Raw genomic sequence first — 19,794 nt, 5'->3', positions numbered from 1 at the left:
ACCGTCATGCTGCCCCTCAACGGTATCAAGGTGATCGAGATCGCCCAGAATCTCGCCGGCCCCCATGCCGGCGAAATCCTGGCGTCCCTCGGCGCCGACGTGATCAAGGTGGAACGGCCCGATGGCGGCGACGATGCCCGCGGCTGGGGCCCTCCGTTCGCCGGCGACACCGCCGTCACCTTCCACGCCATGAACCGCAACAAGCGCGGCATCACGCTGGATCTGAAGGATCCGGCCGGCCTTGCCAGATTGCGGGATCTGCTGGCCGACGCCGATATCCTGGTCCAGAACATGCGCCCGGGCATGATGGAACAGATCGGCCTCGACGCCGACAGCCTCGCCGCGCTCAATCCACGCCTGATCTATTGCTCGCTCTGGGCATTCGGCGCCACGGGGCCGATGCGCCTGAAGCCGGGCTATGAACCGATCATCCAGGCATTCGCCGGCATCTTCAGCGTCAACGGCACACCCGAAGGCCCGCCCTCGCGGGTGGGTATGCAGGTGCTGGATCTGGGCACAGGGGTCTGGGCGGCGCTGGGTTGCCTGGCGGCTCTGCTTCAGCGCGGCACCACCGGCCGGGGCATCACGGTCGACGTGTCGCTGCTGGAAACCGCCATGGGCTGGCTCGCGATCTATTTCGCCGCCTTCAAGGTCACCGGCCGCCAGCCGCAACGTCATGCCAGCGGCAACCCCAATGTCGTGGTTTTCCAGTCGCTGCCGACATCCGACGGCGAGATCGTGGTCGCGGCCGCCAATGACCGGCTGTTCGCCAAGCTCGCCCGCGAGGTCGGCCGACCCGACTGGGCGGACGATCCGCGCTATGCCACCAACGGATTGCGGGTGGCCAACAAGGCGACCCTGCTGCCCGAGCTGGAGGCGATCATGCGCACCCGCGGCAAGGCCGAATGGGCGGCGCGCCTTGAAGCCGTGGGTATTCCCTGTTCGCCGATCCATTCGCTGGCCGAAATCGCGGCCGATGCCCAGTTGGCAGCCCTCGATCTGGTCGCGCGCATTCCGGATACCGACTTGGACGTGGTTGGTCTGCCAGTGTCGCTGGGCGGGGAACGCCCCGGCATCCGCAACCGCGCGCCACGGCTGGGCGAGCATAATGACGAGATCCTGGGGCCGCGCTGAGCGACCGCGCAGAGCCCATCGGTTTTTCCGATAGCCAACCTTCGATGCTTTGGTGTGGCGCAGGGTCGCCGGCCACGCGCACACTGACCCTCAGGGACATGGGCCGCAGGGAGACGGGTTCGAGGGCTGAAAGCCCCACCTGTGCGGCCGGCACAGACCTTGAGGGAGACAACCATGCGCATCAAGGCTTTGGTCGCCGGTGCCGTCGGCACCGCATTGGTCGCGGGCCAGTTGGCGGGGGCCGGTGGCGCCGCCGCCGCCGGCATGATGACGGCGCTCGGCGCGGGCGAGGGGCAGGTCGATATCGTCGCCTGGCCCGGCTATATCGAACGCGGTGAAACCGACAAGGATTACGACTGGGTCAGCGGCTTCGAGGCCGCGACCGGCTGCAAGGTCACCATCAAGACCGCCGGCACATCCGACGAGATGGTGGCGCTGATGAACGAGGGCGGCTTCGATCTGGTGACCGCGTCGGGCGATGCCAGCCTGCGCCTGATCGCCGGCAAGAAGGTCCAGCCGATCAACACCGACCTGATCCCGAGCTGGAACACGGTCGACGACCGGCTGAAGAGCGCGCCCTGGCATACGGTCGACGGGGTCCATTACGGCACGCCCTATCAATGGGGCTCCAACGTGCTGATGTATTCGACCGAGGTCTTCAACGAGGCGCCGACGTCGTGGAAGGTGGTGTTCGAGGAAACCACCCTGCCCGACGGCAAATCCAACAAGGGCCGCATCCAGGCCTTCGACGGGCCGATCTATATCGCCGACGCGGCGCTCTATCTGATGGCTCATCAGCCGGATCTGGGCATCAAGGATCCGTATGAGCTGACCGAGGTGCAGTATAAGGCGGCACTCGACCTGCTGCGCGGCCAGCGCAAGATCGTCCAGCGCTATTGGCACGACGCCATGGTTCAGATCGACGATTTCACCAATGAGGGCGTCGTCGCGTCATCGTCATGGCCGTTCCAGGTCAATCTTCTGAAGGGGCAGGGCAAGCCGATCGCCTCGACCATCCCCGAGGAAGGCGCCACGGGCTGGGCCGACACCACCATGATGCATGCCGACGCGGCCCATCCCACTTGCGCCTATCTGTGGATGGAGCATTCGCTGGCCCCCAAGGTTCAGGGCGATCTTGCTGCATGGTTCGGATCGGTGCCGTCGGTGCCGGCGGCCTGCACCGGTAATGCGCTGCTGGGCGACGAGGGCTGCGCCACCAACGGCATGGGCAATTTCGAGCGGATCAGCTTCTGGCGCACCCCTGTGTCGAAATGCGAAAGCCAGGCCGAGGGCTGCGTGCCCTATTACCGCTGGGTGTCGGACTATATCGCGGTGCTGGGCGGCCGCTGACCGGGCCATCGTCGGGCGTGTGCACCCGTCTCCGGCTGCGCATGCCCCACATCCCTGCCCCATCCTTCTCCGTCCATCCGTGAACGGCTGATGCTGACGATGCCATTGATCCCGGACAGCGCGGTCGCCACCGCCGCAGCACCGGCCATGCCGGCCGTGCGTTTCACCGCCGTGTCGCGCCATTTCGGCGCGGTCCGGGCGGTGGATGCGGTCGACCTCGACATCATCGCCGGCGAATTCTTCGCGATGCTGGGGCCGTCGGGCTCGGGCAAGACCACCTGCCTGCGGCTGATCGCCGGTTTCGAGCAGCCGACCACCGGCCATATCGAGATCTTCGGCGACACCGTCGACGGCGTGCCCCCCTATGCCCGCGCGGTAAATACCGTGTTTCAGGACTATGCCCTGTTCCCGCATCTGAGCGTGCGCGACAACGTCGCCTATGGTCTGCGGATGCGTGGTATGGACCGCCGCCAGCGCGGCGAGCGCGCCGATGCCGCCCTGGCGCTGGTGCGGCTCGACGGCTTCGGCGACCGCAAGCCGGCGCAATTGTCGGGCGGCCAGCGCCAGCGGGTGGCGTTGGCCCGCGCCCTGGTGCTGGAGCCACGGGTGCTGCTGCTGGATGAACCGCTGGGCGCGCTGGACCTGAAGCTGCGTGAAGAGATGCAGGTGGAGCTGAAGGCCCTCCAACGCCGTTTGGGCCTGACCTTCGTGTTCGTCACCCACGATCAGGGCGAGGCCCTGTCGATGGCCGACCGGGTGGCCGTGTTCAACCAGGGCCGGATCGTGCAGGTCGACACGCCCGAAGCCGTGTATGAACGCCCGCGCACCCGGTTTGTCGCCGGCTTCGTGGGCGGCGCCAACGTCCTCGACCCGGCACTTGCCGCGGCCGCCGGCGCGCCGGCGCGGCTTGCCTCGCTGCGTCCTGAAAAGATCGCGCTGCTGGCGGCCGGCGCCGCCGTGCCCGACGGCCATCTGCACCTGGATGGCGTGCTGGCCGATGCGCTGTATCAGGGTGCGATGCGCCGGCTGACCGTCCGCAGCGCGGCCGGTGCCCCGATCTCGGTCTCGGTGCCCGCCTCGGCCGGCATCCCGCCTGAGGGCAGCGCCGTGCGCCTGGTGTTTCCGGCCGGCGCCCTTGGCGCGATGGAGGAGGCATGACCGCGGCCGCCATCGACCGGCGCGCGCTGCCACCCCCGCCCGGGCGGCACGGCATCGCCCGGCGGCTGTCGGACATCATCCTTCGCCGGCGCGGGCTGCTGCTCGCCTGCCTGCTGATCCCGCCGCTGTTGTGGCTGGGCATCATCTATCTGGGCGCCCTGTTCACCCTGCTGGCCCACAGCCTGTTCTCGATCGACGAGTTCGCGGGCACGATCATCTATCAGCCGACCCTGAAGACGTTCGGCGAATTGCTGCGCCCGGCCAATCTCGACATCGTGCTGCGCACGGTGGGGCTTGCGACCGTGGTCACGCTGCTGGCCGCCGTGATCGGCTTTCCAGTCGCATGGTATGCCGCCCGCTATGCCCGGGGCCGCGCCAAGGCGCTGTTCTATCTGGCGGTGATGATGCCGCTCTGGTCCAGCTATCTGGTCAAGCTCTATGCCTGGAAGCTGCTGCTGGCCAAGGAAGGCGCCATCGGCTGGGTCGCGGCCCGGCTGGGGCTGGGCGGTGTGATCGATGCCTGGCTGTCGCTGCCGCTGGTCGGTGGGCCGTCGCTGTCGGTCAGCTATACCGGCATGGTGCTGGTGTTTCTGTATCTGTGGCTGCCGTTCATGATCCTGCCGATCCAGGCGGCGCTGGAACGGGTGCCGGCCAGCATGCTGGAGGCATCCTCCGATCTGGGCGCGCGGCCGGGCCAGACCTTCCGCACCGTGGTGCTGCCGCTGGCGATGCCGGGGGTGGTGGCGGGTGCCATCTTCACCTTCTCGCTGACGCTTGGCGATTACATCGTGCCGCAGGTCATCGGCACCTCGGCGCTGGTGCTGGGACAGGCGGTCTATATGCAGCAGGGGGTTGCCGGCAATCTGCCGCTGGCCGCCGCCTTCGCGGTGGTGCCGATCGTGGTGATGGTGATCTTCCTGACGGTCGCCAAGCGTGTGGGGGCCTTCGATGCGGTCTGACCCGAAACGATCCGATCCCAATCGGGCGTCGTTGCCGCTGAAGCTGGGCGCCGGCTTCGGCATCCTGTTCATGCATCTGCCGCTGGGTTTCATCATCCTCTATGCCTTCACCACCGAGGAACGGTCCTATGCCTTTCCGCCGCCGGGGCTGACGCTGAAATGGTTCGCGGTGGCCTGGGAACGGCAGGACATCCGCGATGCGCTGGGTCTGTCGTTGCAAGTCGCGGCCATCGCCACCGTCGCGGCGCTGGTGCTGGGCACGCTCGCCGCCGGCGCGCTGTCGCGGTTCCGGTTCTTCGGGCGCGAGCCGGTGACCCTGCTGCTGATCCTGCCGATCGCGCTGCCCGGCATCGTCACCGGCATGGCGCTGCGCACCGCCTTCGGGGTCGCCGACATCCCGTTCTCGTTCTGGACGATCGTGCTGGGCCACGCCACCTTCTGCATCGTCGTGGTCTACAACAACGCCGTCGCCCGGCTGCGCCGGCTGAACCCGTCGCTGATCGAGGCGTCGATGGATCTGGGCGGCAATGCCTTCCAGACCTTCTTTCACGTCATCCTGCCGAACACCGCAACCGCCCTGCTCGCCGGCGGCATGCTGGCCTTCGCGCTGTCGTTCGACGAGGTGATCGTCACCACCTTCACCGCCGGCCAGCAATCGACCCTGCCGATCTGGATGTTGCAGGAACTGGTTCGCCCCCGTCAGCGGCCGGTGACCAATGTCGTGGCCGTGCTGGTGATCATCGCCACCTTCCTGCCGATCCTTGCCGCCTATTACCTCACCCGTGGCGGCGAGGCGGTCGAAGGCTCCGGGAAATAGGAGACACCTTCTGATGGACAATACAGCCCCCATGGATACGCGGATGCTGATCGGCCCGGACTTCGTTGCCGGCACCGAGACGGCCGAGGTCATCCTGAACCCCAGGACGGAAGCGACCATCCTGGAGCTGCCCGAGGCATCGCCCGACCAGATCGATCAGGCGGTGACCGCGGCCGAGACCGCCTTCAGCCACTGGTCGCGCACCACGCCGGCCGAACGCTCGATCCTGCTGCTGCGCCTCGCCGACCGGATCGAGCGCGAGGCCGAAGGCTTCGCCGCATTGGAGGCGCTGAATTGCGGCAAGCCCCGCCACGCGGTGCTGGCCGACGAGATCCCGGCGATCGTCGACTGCTTCCGGTTCTTCGCCGGCGCCGCGCGCTGCATGCATGGCGCGGTGGCCGGTGAATATCTGGCCGGCCATACCTCGATGATCCGGCGTGATCCGGTGGGGGTCGTCGCCTCGATCGCGCCCTGGAACTATCCGCTGATGATGGCCGCGTGGAAGCTGGCGCCGGCACTGGCCGGCGGCAACACCGTGGTGATCAAGCCATCGGAACAGACGCCGCTGACCATGCTGAAGCTGGCCGGCATCATCGCCGAGATCTTCCCCGAAGGCGTGGTCAATGTCGTGGTCGGCCGCGGCGAGACGGTCGGCCAGCGGCTGATCGACCACCCAAAAGTCGCGATGGTCTCGCTGACCGGCGACATCGCCACCGGCAAGAAGGTGCTGACCGCCGCCGCGCGGTCGGTGAAGCGCACCCATCTGGAACTGGGCGGCAAGGCACCGGTGATCGTATTCGACGATGCCGATCTGGCGGCGGTGGTCGAGGGCGTGAAGATCTTCGGCTATTACAATGCCGGCCAGGACTGCACCGCCGCCTGCCGGATCTATGCCGGCCCGAAGATCTACGACAAGCTGGTCGCCGACCTGTCGGGCGCGGTGAAGACGCTGAATTTCGGCCAGGACGACGACAGTCTGAACGATATCGGCCCGCTGATTTCCGCCCGCCAGCGCGCCCGCGTGTCGTCCTTCGTGGAACGCGCCAGCGAGCTTGAGCATATCGAGATCACGACCGGGGGCCGTCAGGCGGCAGGAAACGGCTTCTTCTATGAGCCGACCGTTGTGGCCGGCGCCCGCCAGGACGACGAGATCGTCCGCCGCGAGGTGTTCGGCCCGGTCGTGTCGGTCACCCGGTTCAGCGATGTCGACGACGCGGTCAACTGGGCCAATGACAGCGATTACGGGCTGGCCTCGTCGGTCTGGTCGAAGGATATCAGCACCGCCATGGCCACGGCGGCGCGGCTGCGCTATGGCTGCACCTGGGTGAACTGCCACTTCATGCTGGCCAATGAAATGCCCCATGGCGGCGTGAAGCAGTCGGGCTATGGCAAGGATATGAGCATGTATGCGCTGGAGGATTACACCACCGTGCGCCATGTGATGGTGAAGACCGGTCTGTGATCAGCCGCCGGCGAGCGCACGCGCATAGACGCCCAGCGTGCGCTCCACCATCATGTCCACCGAATAGTCGCGGGCGAGCCGCCCCGCCGCCTCGGCCATCGCTGCGCGGGCGGCCTCGTCGGCCAGCAGGCCGGCAATGGCTGTCGCCATGGCCTGGATGTCGCCCGGCGGCGTCACCAGCCCGGCGCGGCCATCGCCATAAAGTTCACGCGCGCCGCCGACATCCATGGCCACCGTCGGCAGATGGCGGTACAGCGCCTCGATCAGCGTATAGGGCAGGCCTTCCTTGCGGCTGGGCATCGCCAGAATGTCGAAACCGGCCATGGCGCGGGCGCCATCCTGCACGCCCAGCCACAGCATCCGGTCCAGCCCCAGACGTCGCGCCTCGGCCTTGACATCGTCGCCATAGGGACCGTCGCCGATGATCGCCCAGACCGGGTCATGGCCCATCTCGCGTACCGCAGCCGCCAGCGCCGGCAGCCGTTCCGGCGCCTTTTCGAACACCAGCCGGCCCACGAAGCCCACCACCAGCGCGTCCTGCGGCAGCCCCAGTTCCTGGCGGGTCTGGTTACGGCCGACCGGCTCCAGCGGCGCGATGCCGTTGGCCACCCGCTCCAGACGCCTGCGGTCGATGCTCAGCGCCTCGCGGGCATGCACCCGTTCATCTTCCGAGACCGCGATGATCTTGTCGGCCAGCGGCGCCGCCGCGCGCTCGATCACCCCATAGACCATCCGGCCCAGCCGGCCGCGATCGGGGTTGAGCGTCACCAGCCCGTGGGGGGTATAGACCACCGACCTCACGGTCTGGCGCAGCCGCGCAAGCCGCGCCAGCAGCCCCGCCTTGCTGCAATGGGCATGCAGCACATCCAGCGGCGCGCGCGCGGCAATGATCCGGCGCAGCGCCATCAGGTCGCCGTAATCGCCCGGCCGCGGGTTGCGGCGCATGGTCAGTTCGATCGCCTCGACCCGGCCGCCCAGATCGCGCAGGCCGGCCAGAAACGGCCCGTCGGCCCGATCGGCCGACCAGACCAGCGTCACATGATGGCCACGTGCCGCCATGCCGTCGCACAGGTCGATGACATTGCGCCCGGCGCCACCCAGCGCCGCCTCGGTGACCTGAAGAATGCGCAAGGGGCGGTCGAACTGCACACCGGTCATCGGGGTCTGGGCTCCAGCAGGCTGTCATAAAGGGCGCGGATGCGCCCAAAACTGGCTTGGGGCGAAAAATCCGCCAGTCGCCCGGCATTGGGGCGCTTCACAGGCCGACCGACCGCGATCAGTGCGGTCATGGCATCAGCCAGCGCGGCGGGATCTTCCGCAGGCACCAGTTGCCCGTCAACCCCGTCGCGCACGACCTCGGGGATCGCCGACACGCGGGTCGCGATGATCGTGCAGCCGGCGGCCATCGCTTCCAGCAGGACAAGGCCGAAGCCCTCCCAGCGCGAGGCGAGCATGAAGACATCCAGGGCCGCGAAGGCATCCATCGGTGTCTGGATCTGGCCGGTCAAGTGGATGCGGCCGGCATGACGACTGTCCCGGGCCAGCCCTTCGATCAGCGCCACATGCGCCGCATCGAATCCCGGGCCGCCGACAATCGCCAGATGTGCCCGCGTCTCACGATCGGCCACGGCCTCGAAGGCGCGGATCAGCACGTCCATACCCTTTTGCGGCGCGATCCGCGCCACTGTGCCAAACAGGATGTCATCCTCGCGAAGACCAAGCTCGGCGCGCAGATCACGTGCCCGACCATAGATCGCGGGTTCGAAGCCATAGGGCACGACATGGCCGTTCGGATGCGGCCATGTCCCCTTGTCGCGAAAGAAGCGGGCGACATGGTCCGACAGATAGACCACCGCGTCGTCGGTCAGCCGTGACAGCAGGTCATGGGCCAGCGCCACCGGGCGCCGGCGCATGTGCTCCTCGTCATTATGCTTATGGGCCACCACCGCCGGCACCCGCGCCCGCCAGCCGGCAAGACCGCCGATCGCATTCGCCTTCATCAGATGGGTGTGCAGGACGTCCGGCTTCAGGACCGTCAGCTCATGGCGCAGGCGCCGAAATGCCACGCGGCCGTCCAGCCTGTCCCCCGACAGGCGTTCGATCGAGGCGACACCGGCCTCGCGGAAAGCCGGCTCGAAGGCCATCGATCCATACAGCACCCGAAGATGCACCTCGATGCCCTGCTCGCGGATCTGATGGCGGATCATCATCAGCAACTGGGTTTCGGCGCCGCCGCGGCCCAGGGTGGTGATCAGATGAACGACACGCATGGCATCAGCTCCGATTGCGGTGACCGAGGGCGAGCTGACGCTGCCAGCTCTCCACGACCCGATCGAGGGTGGCCCGATAGCCGAAGCGGTCCAGGGCGCGGGCACGGGCGGTGGCCCCCATCCGCACCCGCATCTCAGGATCAGCCAGCAGAACCAACGTGTTGTGCGCCAGCGCCGCCGCATCATCCACCGGCACCAGCCAGCCGGTGACACCGTCCTCGATCACCGCCCGCGGTCCATCGGCGGCCGTCGAGACCGCAGGCAGACCGGCGGCGGCGGCCTCGACCAGAACGCCGCCAAATCCCTCGTAATGCGAGCCCATCAGGAACACATCGGCCGCCGCGAACACCGCTGGCAACGCATCATGGGGCAGCCCCTGATCCAGCCAGGTTATCCGGTCGGCGGCACCGGTGGCGGTGATCATGGCGTCAAGATCCTCACGCGCGAGACGTCGGTCGCCGACCATCGCGAAGCGGGCATCCGGTCGCGCCCGCAGCACCTTGCCGGCGGCATCGATCACCACCGGCAATCGCTTGAACGGCACCGGCCGCCCCACCCACAGCAACAGCGGATCATCCGGTCCCGCACCCAGCATGGCACGGGCACGGATGCGCTCGGCAGAGTCGACCGGGCGGGCGAAGGGCTCGATCGCGAACGGCATCGGGATGGCGTCGATCCGTGCCGGCTCAAGATCGCAGGCCAGGGCCAGCGCTGCCGCCTCATCCACGTTGACCACCCGCGCCGCATCGGCATGCCGGAAGACATGGGCCGCCAGCCGCTTCAATAAGCAGTTGCGCGCCGGCTTCTCCGCGATCCAGCGGTCTCCTGAAAAGATCGTCGAATGGTTGCCAACCAGCAGCACCGCACCCGGTGCCGCACGGCTTGCCGCCAGCCCCGCCAATCCGCTGAAAAACGGATCCTGAGTATAGATCAGGGCAGGCTGGAACACAGCCGCCCGCGCCCGCGCCACCCGGATCAGCCCTGGCACCGCCCGCAGCATTGATGCCCCCGCAACAGGTATCACCCGCACGCGCCCGGCCGCATCCGCCACAGCATCGCCGGCGGCGGCGGCTGCCACGGCACGAGCCGGGCTGGTGAGGGCGACAATTTCGACAGCGGCACCGGCCGCGCGCGCATAGTCGCGCTGGCGATCCATCGTGCCGGAGCTGGCATCGCTGAGACCGTCTCCGGCCAGGCTGGTCATGAGCATGCGCATGAGCGATCCGGTTTCCATTGCACTGACGCCGGTTGCAGCCGATTGCCGGCCGGCGCTGCGGGGTTTATACCCGATGCGATGGTTTAGCCGACCGCTGCCGCCGCAACAAGTCCGCTGACGCCTGTCGGCACCGCCCTGCCTGGAGTCCTGATACCCTTGTCCAGCCTTTCGGGCCGTATCTTTCTTGCCCGGCTCGGTCTCCTTGCCGGGTCGACCGGCACAGTGCAGATGTTGCGCCTGCTCACGCAGCTGGCACTCGCTCGTCTGCTCGGCATCGATGCCTTCGGCGTCTATGCCGCAGCGCTGGCGGTTGCCAGCGTCATTGAAGCGGCCTCGGTGGCCCGGTCCGGCGAGATCCATCAGAACCGGCTGCCACGCCGGTTCGCCAGCGGAGAGACATTGACGCTTGGCCGCCTTGAGCGGGAAGCCCGCAGCGCGGAAGCCGTCTGGACGTTGGGGGCCTGGGGTCTGTCGCTGGCCGCAGCCGCGGCCTATGGCTGGTTCATCGACCCCGAGATCGCTGCCGCGATCGCGCTGGCGGGACTGGCGGTGCCCGCGCTCTATGGCTATGGGCTGGCCAAGAGCGTCATCTTGTTGTCCGCCGACTTCAAGGCGCTGGCCCGTGCCGAAGTAGCCGGCGGCATCGGTGGCATCGCCGCGACGCTATGCGGCGCAGTGCTGGCAGGTGCCTGGGGCGCCATCGTCGGCTATGTGATCGCGGCACTGGTGCGCAACCTTGCCGTCACGGTCACTGCCCGAACGGTTCTCAGGCGCACACCCGTGTGCAATTTCGTCTCGGATGCCCGGGATCCGGCGGCAAAGGACAAAGGCAAGGACACATCGCAGCTTCAGTCCTTTCTCGGCGCCGGCCTGACATCGCTTTATCAATCGATCGACATCATCATTCTGTCACTGCTGGGAACCCCGGCAGCCGTCGCCGTCTATCGCATCGCCAAAACGCTTGCCCGACTGGGCGGCGATGTGTTCGAGCCCTTCTGGAAGGCCGCGCGACCAGAATGGCTTGCAAGGCTGTACGATCATGACCGGCAGGGGCTTCTGCGTCTCACCATCCGGGTCATGGCGCCGATGCTGGCGGTCGCAGTCTTATCGGTGACAGCGACACTGCATCTGGCACCATGGTTCCTGGGATATGCCTATGGCCCAGGCTTCGCGTCCGCTGCCACGCCATTAGCCGTGCTGATTCTGGGCCAGGCGTCAGTGCAGGTTCTTGCAGGCTGGGCGCCGTTCTGGGTGATCGCAGGCGGGCGTTTCGGCCGGCGCAATCTGATCCTTCTGGCGCTCTGCCTGAGCGCCGGCCTTCCAGCCACACTTGTCGGCACCGCCAACCCCCTGCTGCTCGCCGTCTGCTATGCCACCACACAGGCGATCTATGCCCTGATATGGTGGGCGCTGCTGCTGACAGCAAAGATGCCCGCGCGGGCGGATGGCCAATGCTGTTGATCGGAAGCGGCCTTCGCCCCCCATAACCATGGCGACTTGCATTTGACGTGGCGCTATCGCACTTTCGCTTCATCCGGCGTGAATGCCGGACATAGCTCGCGCGATGACTGGGCAGCAACTCCGATGATGAACGAATTCAAGCGCCTTACAGGCATCGTCAATCGCGATGCGCTCTATGTCTGGCGCCGGATCAGCCGCCCGGCCACGATCCGGCTCGACCGGATGGTCGTTCCGATGAACGTCATGGCAATGACAGCCGATGCGCGCCACGGCTTCTGGCTGGGCGAGTACGAACGCGAGGAACGGTCGCTCCTCGCCGCCACCTTGCAGCCCGACGACGTCGTCCTGGAGCTGGGAACCGGTCTCGGCGTGATCAGCACGCTCGCCGCGCTGATCCTGGGCAGTGGCAAGAACGTTCACAGCTATGAGGCCAACCCTAAGCTGGAGGCTGACATCCGGCGGGTCTACGAGGCGAATGGGGTGAAGCCAAACTTCCATCCCTTCCCACTCGGACTGAGTGAATGCGACATCACGTTCTATGTCAGTCCAAATTTCTTCTCGTCGACGACGGTCGATCACGGACAGTCGGCCGAGAAAGTCACGGTGAGACAGCAGCCGATCAGCGATGTCCTGACGCATTTGCGTCCTAGCTATCTGATCATGGATATTGAGGGTGGCGAGGTCGATCTCGTACCCGCCATGGATCTGTCGTCGATTGACCGGATCCTGATCGAGGTTCATCCCCACAAGGCCGGCCCTGCGCCGGTCTCGGCGATGATCGCGTCCATTCTGGGCCGCGGTTTCTGCCTCGATACCCGCCGCTCATCCAGAGATGTCCTGTTCTTCTTCCGGGCCGAGACACGCCACGCCACGGCCTAGGCCCGTCGTGCCCCGAGGCCACAATACACCGAACAGCCTGTTTCTGCTGCTGCGCCGCAGCGGCACGCTGTTCGGCGGCACCATCGTCGCGGCGTTGATCGCATTCACACAGACCGTCCTGTTGACCCGCCTGCTCGGCCTCGACGGGTTCGGGCGCTGGGGGCTGGTGGCCGCGGCCGGGATCACGGCGGTGACGCTCTGTCGGTTCCGGGTCAGTGACGCTCTGGCCGTATTCATCGAGAACGACCGTGCCCGCGCCCGCGGCTACTATGCCCTCGCGACAGCGATCGAGACTGCGTCGCGGCTGGTCGCGGCGGGCGGCCTCGTCGTATTGGCCCCCATGATCTCGAACATGATGGTCAATGGTCCGGGATTGATCGTGCCAATGACGATCTATGCCGCCAGCCTGATCGCTGCCTTCACTGAGTCCGCATGGTTCGCCGCGTGCCGCAGGCGTGACCGCTATCACCTGATCGCCGCCGCCAATCCGGCGCCGGCTGTGCTGCAACTGGCGGGGCTCGGCCTGCTCTGGACCGGAGGATGGCTGACCCTCACCACACTTGCCATCAACGCGAGCATGGCCGCCATCATCCTGTCGGCGCTGAAGCTGGTCCACCTTTCGCGGCTGCTGGCAAACGAGCCGGGAGGCTGGCGTATCGATGCTGACACCAGCCGTCGCTTCATCCGGTTCGCCGCAGCCGGCTGGTTCGCCAATGTCATCAATGCCATCACCCGCAGCGCCGATCTGCTGATTCTGGGGGTGATGCGCAGCGATGCCGAGGTCGGTGCCTATCGGCTGGCAAGGAGCCTGATGCAGATCGTCTGGAGTTTCGCGACCGCGCTGACCAACATCACCTTCCAGGATCTGGCGGCCCGGGTGGCAGCCGGCACCACCACGGCGCTGGGCGGCGAGTTGTGGCGCGCCAGCCTGACCCTCGGGCTTGCCGCGACCGCCGGCTATCTGCTGGCGGTCGGCCTGATGGCAGAACCTGTGATCACCGCCATATTCGGTGCCGAGGCAGCACCGGCCGCTTTGCTGCTGGCCCTGCTGCTGCCGTCGCCGGCCGTGGCGATCTGCCTGTTCTGGGCGCAGCCTCTGCTGCTTAACCTGCACAGGCTGCACAGCTACACAGTCGCCAACGGCGCATTGGGTGTGGGATTCCTGGCCCTGGCAGTGCCGATGACCGACGCCGCGGGCGCAAGCGGCCTTGCCATTGCCTTCACAGCTACATGGTCTGCCTATTCGCTCGCGCTCGCCATCATGGCCGGGCGGGCGCTGGCGAACGGTCAGCGCGCCTCATAGGCCGCGATATCAGTGGCGATGCGCGCCACAAGCGCGTCCAGGGTGAAGCGCCTGGCGGCAAGGTCCGCGACCATATCAGACAGCGCCGCATAATCGTCGGGCCGCTGGCGCAGGGCGGCGGCGGCCATGGCGACGACCGCGTCATCGTCCGCGTCCGGCATGCTCATGCCCGCAGGGATCAGGCCGTCGAGCATTTCATGCACGCTGCGATTGGCGTTGACCGGCGGCAGGCCGCAATGCATCGCCTCGACCAGGCTGCGATCAACCGCCGTGCGCGCAACATTTAGATAGAAGCGGGCTCGTCCCAGCAGTGCCGGAAGTTCATCCTGGCGACGCGCGCCCAGCAGGGTGACGGCGTCATCCAACCCCGCCGCCGCCACGTCAGCACGCACCTGGTTCATATAGGCCTGGTCATGGGCGGTCGCCGGACCGCCCACCACCAGCAGCCGGGCACCCAGCCCGTGTTCATCGCGCAGCCGTCGGATGATGCCCACCGCCTCACGCACCCGCTTCGCCGGCGAAATCCGGCCCACGAAGATGAAGTCCGCATCCGGGCGGCGCATCGGGTCGGGCCGGAAGCGCCGCAGGTCAACCCCCGTCGCCACCAGGACCCGGCGCCGAGTCTCGACCGGCAGCGCTGATGGCACCGAGGTATAGATGCGGTCGACCAGATAGCGTGCGGCGATCCGGTCACGGAGCGGCACCACCGGATGTGCCCGCCATTGATACAATCTGAACCCCAGGAGCTTGGCGAGCGGCCAGAGCAACGGCACGAACGGCCCATCCATATACACGAAGGCGCGCACGAATCGATGGCGCCGGTGCGCTTGCCAGACCGCGGAATAGAATGCCCGCAGGGTCGTCCAGGATCGGCCATGGCCGGCAGACATCGCTTCGAACCCATTGAGCGCCGCAAGTGTCCGGTCGACCCGCTGGAACACCCCCACCACGCCGTCCGGGCAATGGGCGTGGAACCGGTCCACCCAGGCAATGGTGCCGGCCAGCAACGGATCGCCGGGATCATAAGCCTGGCCCACGAACAGCGTTGCTCCCCGTAGGATCGGGGTGACGGGGGCCGTAGTCTCGGTTGGTCGCGCGGTGTCGGTCATGGAGATGGTGATAGCGCATCAAGGACGCTGGCGCCAGAGCCCCGGCTCAGGCTATGGTCCGGCGTAACGGCCACCCATCGATCGCCGCTTCCGGCACTGTCGCCCGGCTGAGACGTCCACAGGCCGGGACCTCCACCGGCCATGGGCCGACCGGCCAACCGCGGACCCGCATGCGTATTCTGATCACCACCGCCATCTATCCGCCCGATATCGGCGGACCCGCCTCCTACGTCCCCAAGATCGCACAGGCACTGGCCGCGCGCGGTCATGAGGTGACGGTGGCGACGATGGCCGATGGCGCCGGCTCCAGCACCGAGAGCTTCGGCCGTCTGGTGCGGATCGAGCGCCGCCACACCGTCATGCGCCGCAAGCTGGCGGCAAGCTGGCGGCTGCTGCCGCTGGTTCGTGCCGCCGACCTGGTCTATGCCAACGGCCTGTTCGAAGAGTTGAAGCCGATCCGCCGGCTGGCGCACCGCCCGACGGTCGCCAAAATCGTCGGCGACTGGGCGTGGGAGCGGCTACGCAATCAGAACCGCTATCGGGCCGATGTCGACCGTTTCCAGACCGACCGGCTGCGCAGCCCTTATGCGCGCATGGTCCGCCATGCCCGCGGCCGGGCGCTGATCGGCTATGACCGGATCATCGTGCCCAGCGCCTATCTGTCGACCATGGTTGCCGGCTGGCATCCGGCACTGCCGCCGGTGGTGGTCATCCACAACGGCATCGACCTGCCGGACGGCATGGCCGTAGCAGCGCCGCAGCCCACACATGGTCGCCTGCGGCTGGTGACGGTCTGCCGGCTGGTCGCATGGAAGCATGTCGATGAGATCGTGTCGCTGGTGGCGGACCGCCCCGGCTGGACGCTGGATGTGGTCGGCGACGGGCCGGAGCGCCGGGCACTGGAAGCGCTGGCGCGTGGCGGCAATGGCGCGGCACGAATCCGGTTTCACGGCGCCGTGGCGCGCGACCACGCCTTGCAGGCGATAGCGGCGGCTGATGTGGTGGTGCTGAATTCCGACTACGAAGGGCTGCCGCATGTGCTGGTCGAGGCCATGGCCCTGTCGCGGCCGATCGTGGCACGCCGGTCGGGCGGGTCGGTGGAAACCGTGGTCGACGGCGAAACCGGGGTGATCGTCGACGACGCGACCGAGCTTGCCGCGGCGCTAGACCGGCTGGCCGCCAGCCCCGGACAGGGCATCGCGCTCGGTGCCGCCGGGCGGATGCGCTATGGTTCCATGTTCACCCAGCAGGCCATGCTGGATGCCACTGTCAATCAGCTCGAATCGGTGGCCCGACCGCATACCGCCGCCCCCCAACCGGAGTGATCCGTCTCATGACCCGCACCGTCTGCATCGTGCTCGCCGCCGGCAAAGGCACCCGCATGCGATCGGACATGCCGAAGGTGCTGCACGCGGTCGCCGGGCGGCCGATGGTGCTGCATGCCATCGATGGCGCCCGCGGCCTGTCGCCGGACCGGATCGGCGTGGTGGTCGGCGCCGGAGCGGAGGCGGTGGCGGCGGTTCTGAGCCAAGCGGCGCCGGATGTGTCGATCCACACCCAGACCGAACAGCTTGGCACCGCCCATGCGGTGCTGGCGGCACGGGCGCTGCTGGCCGATGACGACGCCGTCACCAGCGGCGACGTGGTGATCCTGTATGGCGACACGCCGCTGATCCGCCCCGAAACCCTGGCAGGGCTGGTGGCGGCGCGGCGCGACAGTGGTGCCGCCGTGGCGGTTCTGGGCTTCCGCCCCGCCGATCCGGGTGCCTATGGCCGGCTGAAGCTGGATGAGCAGGGCCGGCTGGCGGCGATCGTGGAGTTCAAGGAGGCGAGCGCCGAGGAACGGGCGATCGGGCTCTGCAATTCCGGCGTGATGTGCCTGAATGGCACGCATGCGCTGTCGATCCTGGACCGGATCGGCAACGACAACGCCAAGGGTGAGTACTACCTGACCGACGCAGTGGCGATCGCGCGCGCCCATGGGCTGGATGCCGTGGTGATGGAGGCAGCCTCGGCCGACGAGGTGCTGGGCGTGAACGCGCGCGCCGAACTTGCCATGGCCGAGGCGGCGTTTCAGGCCCGGCTGCGGCTGGCGGCCATGGAGAATGGCGCCACGCTGGTCGCCCCGGACACCGTGTTCCTGTCGGCCGATACCGTGATCGGCCGTGATGTGCTGATCGAGCCGAACGTGATCATCGGGCCGGGCGTGCATATCGGCGACGGCGTGATCATCCGCGGCTTCAGCCACATCGAAGGCGCCCGCATCGCCGATGGCGCCACCATCGGCCCGTTCGCGCGGCTGCGGCCGGGCGCGGTTCTGGCCGAAGGTGCCCATATCGGCAATTTCGTCGAGATCAAGCAGGCCGATATCGGCCCCGGTGCCAAGGTCAACCACCTGTCCTATGTGGGGGATGCCACGATCGGTGCCCGCAGCAATATCGGCGCCGGCACCATCACCTGCAATTACGACGGCTTCGGCAAATGGCGGACGGTGATCGGCAGCGATGCCTTCATCGGCTCCGACAGTTGCCTGGTGGCACCGGTGACGATCGGCGACGGTGCCTATATCGCGACCGGATCGGTGATCACCGAAAACGTCGCCGCCGATGCGCTGGCCATTGCCCGCGGCCGGCAGGTGGCGAAGCCGGGCCGGGCGGCCGAGTTGCGGGCACGGTTCAAGACCCGCGCGGGCAAGACCGAGGTTGGGCGGGACTGATGGCGGCGTGGCTGATCACCGGCGGTGCCGGCTTCATCGGATCGCATCTGGCGGAAGCGCTGCTCGCCGGCGGCCAGCAGGTACGGGTGCTGGATGACCTGTCGAGCGGCAATGCCGCCAACCTGCCGGCCGGGGTAGAGCTGATCCGCGGCAGCGTCACCGACGCGGCGGCGGTGACCGCCGCCATGGCCGGGGTCACCGGCTGCTATCATCTGGCGGCGATCGCCTCGGTCGAGCGGGCGAATGCCGATTGGGCCGGCGTGCATCGGGTCAATCTGGGCGGCACGGTCACGGTGTTCAATGCCGCAGCCCACGCCCACGCCCGAGTGGTCTATGCATCATCGGCCGCGGTCTATGGCCGGGCCACCACCCTGCCGGTGGATGAAGACCAGCCCACACGGCCGCTATCGCCCTATGGCGCCGACAAGCTGGGCTGCGAGCTGCATGCGGCGGCCGGCGCCGAGGTTCATGGCCTGGATGCCGTGGGCCTGCGCTTCTTCAATGTCTATGGCCCCCGCCAGGATCCGCGATCGCCCTATGCCGGGGTGATCGCCCGGTTCATCGGCCGCGCCCAGGCCGGGCTGCCGCTGACCGTGAACGGCGATGGCGGCCAGATCCGCGATTTCGTGCATGTCGACGATGCGGTGGCGGCTCTGCTGCGGGCGATGGCCACCGGCCGCGCCGGTGCGACGGTCGCCAATATCGCGACCGGCCGGCCGACCAGCATCCTGGATCTGGCTCACACCATCAACCGTCTGGCCGGCAACCCCCATGCTGTTGAACATGGGCCTGCCCGGACCGGCGACATCCGCGAGAGCCTGGGGACAACTGCCCGCGCGGAGGCCGCGTTCGGCTTCACCGCGCGTGTGCCGGTGGAAGACGGGCTGGCCCGGCTGTTGACGGATTGATCCCCCGATCCTGATCCGCTTCGTCAGGTCTGGCCTGATCCGCTGCGTCAGGGTCTGGGATGGCAGACAGCGGGGGGCATGTCATCACCATCGGCTTTGGCCGCGACGATGCCATCAGCCACCAGGGCCTCACCGACAATGGTTGAGAACCTGCGGGCTGCCTCGGCGCACATGTGCTCGGCATCGAAATACTGCTCCGGCGACAGCTGTGCCACAACCGCCGGATCGAACCCCTGGATCAGGGGCAGGTCGTATCGCTGCGCCATGTCGCGGGCCATCTGCATGAAGGCGGTCATATAGGGGATCCCGGCGATTGCCGCGACCTGCGGCGGACTGACCGGGGGAATGACCAGCACCACGCGAGCGCCGGCATCCCGCGCCAGTTCGATCGTCTCTTCCAGATAGGCGACCTGCGCCGGGCGCGGCCCCGGAAACTGCTGGATCTGGCCGCGGAACACCTCACCGTCCTCAAGAAGCTCCTCGGACGTGCCGCCGAAATCATAGCGGTTCTCGATGTAGCCCGCCTCGACGCGGCCGATATCGAGCCCACGACCCGCAGCAGGCTTGCGGCCCATGATCACCCGCGCCAAACCGGGCAATGTCGACCGGTGCCGACCGCTCGCAAACGGCGCCGCCAGATCGCCCGCCGCAACCGCCGCCCAGATCCCCTCCAGGCGCACCAGCGGCGCTGCGAGAAATTCCAGCCCGAAATTGGTGGGCTCATCATCACGCACGAACAGGAGTGGTCCAAGCCCGATGATCACCAGGTCGGGCCGCCAGCCATCGCTCAACTTGTCCTTGAGGATCAGGCGCTGCTCCCCCATGGCCGAATTATAGACAGCGTGGTTGAACAGCGAGACATCGGCAATCTCTCCGATCCTGGCGGGATCCAGCGCGTCGGCGGTGAAGGAGTCGCCCACGATCAGCCCGTCATATGCCCCCTTGTCAGCATCGAATGCCCGCCGGCTGTCTAGCAGGCTGCGGAAAAATCCTTCCCTCATTTTATCCGGCGTGATTCGATCGCGTGGAGCTTTGTTAGGGGGAGATGATGC

17 protein-coding genes are annotated in these 19,794 nt (G+C 67.4%); 12 read left to right on the top strand and 5 right to left on the bottom strand.

The genetic code is table 11. The annotated features are described in order from the left end of the window. The first annotated feature begins 6 nt into the window (after positions 1-6). The 6 genes from IEW15_RS11780 to IEW15_RS11755 all read left to right on the top strand — a co-directional run bounded on the left by IEW15_RS11780 (position 7) and on the right by IEW15_RS11755 (position 6,880). Positions 7-1,134, top strand: coding sequence for a CaiB/BaiF CoA transferase family protein (locus tag IEW15_RS11780; RefSeq protein WP_188578062.1), 1,128 nt, complete (start codon positions 7-9; stop codon positions 1,132-1,134). A gap of 174 nt (positions 1,135-1,308) precedes the next feature. Continuing rightward, entirely contained in the window at positions 1,309-2,484 is a 1,176-nt protein-coding gene (locus IEW15_RS11775; protein WP_188578060.1) for an ABC transporter substrate-binding protein, read from the top strand. A 147-nt stretch (positions 2,485-2,631) separates the two neighbouring features. Then, positions 2,632-3,642, top strand: a complete 1,011-nt coding sequence (locus IEW15_RS11770; RefSeq protein ID WP_188578129.1) for an ABC transporter ATP-binding protein — start codon at positions 2,632-2,634, stop codon at positions 3,640-3,642. Continuing rightward, positions 3,639-4,601, top strand: a complete 963-nt coding sequence (locus IEW15_RS11765; protein ID WP_188578058.1) for an ABC transporter permease — start codon at positions 3,639-3,641, stop codon at positions 4,599-4,601. The genes IEW15_RS11770 and IEW15_RS11765 overlap by 4 nt, the downstream gene beginning before the upstream one ends. Continuing rightward, the gene (locus IEW15_RS11760; RefSeq protein WP_188578056.1) at positions 4,591-5,418 is read left to right on the top strand and encodes an ABC transporter permease; all 828 of its coding nucleotides are present in this window, start codon (positions 4,591-4,593) and stop codon (positions 5,416-5,418) included. The genes IEW15_RS11765 and IEW15_RS11760 overlap by 11 nt, the downstream gene beginning before the upstream one ends. Before the next feature lie 31 nt (positions 5,419-5,449). Continuing rightward, the gene (locus tag IEW15_RS11755) at positions 5,450-6,880 is read left to right on the top strand and encodes a gamma-aminobutyraldehyde dehydrogenase (protein ID WP_188578127.1); all 1,431 of its coding nucleotides are present in this window, start codon (positions 5,450-5,452) and stop codon (positions 6,878-6,880) included. Here IEW15_RS11755 and IEW15_RS26345 read toward each other — a convergent pair whose 3' ends face one another. From IEW15_RS26345 to IEW15_RS11740, 3 genes are read right to left on the bottom strand one after another with little or no spacing between them, the layout of a single operon-like run. After that, positions 6,881-8,038, bottom strand: coding sequence for a glycosyltransferase (locus IEW15_RS26345; RefSeq protein ID WP_188578055.1), 1,158 nt, complete (start codon positions 8,036-8,038; stop codon positions 6,881-6,883). Beyond that, the gene (locus tag IEW15_RS11745; RefSeq protein ID WP_188578052.1) at positions 8,035-9,150 is read right to left on the bottom strand and encodes a glycosyltransferase; all 1,116 of its coding nucleotides are present in this window, start codon (positions 9,148-9,150) and stop codon (positions 8,035-8,037) included. Before IEW15_RS11745 ends, IEW15_RS26345 begins: the two co-directional genes overlap by 4 nt. Before the next feature lie 4 nt (positions 9,151-9,154). Continuing rightward, entirely contained in the window at positions 9,155-10,360 is a 1,206-nt protein-coding gene (locus tag IEW15_RS11740; protein ID WP_188578050.1) for a glycosyltransferase family 4 protein, read from the bottom strand. A gap of 162 nt (positions 10,361-10,522) precedes the next feature. On the opposite strand from IEW15_RS11740, the gene IEW15_RS11735 reads away from it, so the two are divergent. The 3 genes from IEW15_RS11735 to IEW15_RS11725 all read left to right on the top strand — a co-directional run bounded on the left by IEW15_RS11735 (position 10,523) and on the right by IEW15_RS11725 (position 14,009). Continuing rightward, positions 10,523-11,827 (top strand): lipopolysaccharide biosynthesis protein, encoded by a 1,305-nt coding sequence (locus IEW15_RS11735; RefSeq protein WP_188578049.1) that lies wholly within the window; start codon positions 10,523-10,525, stop codon positions 11,825-11,827. A gap of 123 nt (positions 11,828-11,950) precedes the next feature. Beyond that, positions 11,951-12,706: an FkbM family methyltransferase gene (locus IEW15_RS11730; protein WP_188578047.1), complete on the top strand. Its 756-nt coding sequence runs from the start codon at positions 11,951-11,953 to the stop codon at positions 12,704-12,706. A 7-nt stretch (positions 12,707-12,713) separates the two neighbouring features. Next, positions 12,714-14,009 (top strand): lipopolysaccharide biosynthesis protein, encoded by a 1,296-nt coding sequence (locus IEW15_RS11725; protein ID WP_188578045.1) that lies wholly within the window; start codon positions 12,714-12,716, stop codon positions 14,007-14,009. On the opposite strand, the gene IEW15_RS11720 is transcribed toward IEW15_RS11725, so the two are convergent. Then, positions 13,994-15,046, bottom strand: a complete 1,053-nt coding sequence (locus IEW15_RS11720) for a glycosyltransferase (RefSeq protein WP_188578043.1) — start codon at positions 15,044-15,046, stop codon at positions 13,994-13,996. The genes IEW15_RS11725 and IEW15_RS11720 overlap by 16 nt on opposite strands. A 242-nt stretch (positions 15,047-15,288) precedes the next feature. Here IEW15_RS11720 and IEW15_RS11715 point away from each other — a divergent pair, with 242 nt between their 5' ends. Genes IEW15_RS11715 through IEW15_RS11705 form a run of 3 tightly spaced genes read left to right on the top strand, consistent with a single transcriptional unit; the run spans position 15,289 to position 18,742 of the window. Further along, on the top strand, positions 15,289-16,443 hold the full coding sequence (locus IEW15_RS11715) for a glycosyltransferase family 4 protein (protein ID WP_188578041.1): 1,155 nt from the start codon (positions 15,289-15,291) through the stop codon (positions 16,441-16,443). An 8-nt stretch (positions 16,444-16,451) separates the two neighbouring features. After that, positions 16,452-17,834 (top strand): bifunctional UDP-N-acetylglucosamine diphosphorylase/glucosamine-1-phosphate N-acetyltransferase GlmU, encoded by a 1,383-nt coding sequence (gene glmU / locus IEW15_RS11710; RefSeq protein ID WP_188578039.1) that lies wholly within the window; start codon positions 16,452-16,454, stop codon positions 17,832-17,834. Further along, on the top strand, positions 17,834-18,742 hold the full coding sequence (locus IEW15_RS11705; RefSeq protein WP_188578037.1) for an NAD-dependent epimerase/dehydratase family protein: 909 nt from the start codon (positions 17,834-17,836) through the stop codon (positions 18,740-18,742). Before glmU ends, IEW15_RS11705 begins: the two co-directional genes overlap by 1 nt. A 47-nt stretch (positions 18,743-18,789) precedes the next feature. Here the strand turns inward: IEW15_RS11705 and IEW15_RS11700 are convergent, their stop codons facing one another. Beyond that, positions 18,790-19,662 carry an SGNH/GDSL hydrolase family protein gene (locus tag IEW15_RS11700; RefSeq protein ID WP_188578035.1) on the bottom strand — a complete coding sequence of 291 codons (873 nt, stop codon included), beginning with the start codon at positions 19,660-19,662 and terminating at the stop codon, positions 18,790-18,792. Positions 19,663-19,794: the final 132 nt, after the last annotated feature.

Origin of the sequence: Tistrella bauzanensis, assembly GCF_014636235.1 — a bacterium.
Classification (GTDB): domain Bacteria; phylum Pseudomonadota; class Alphaproteobacteria; order Tistrellales; family Tistrellaceae; genus Tistrella; species Tistrella bauzanensis.
This window is presented reverse-complemented; position numbering and strand designations above follow the sequence as displayed.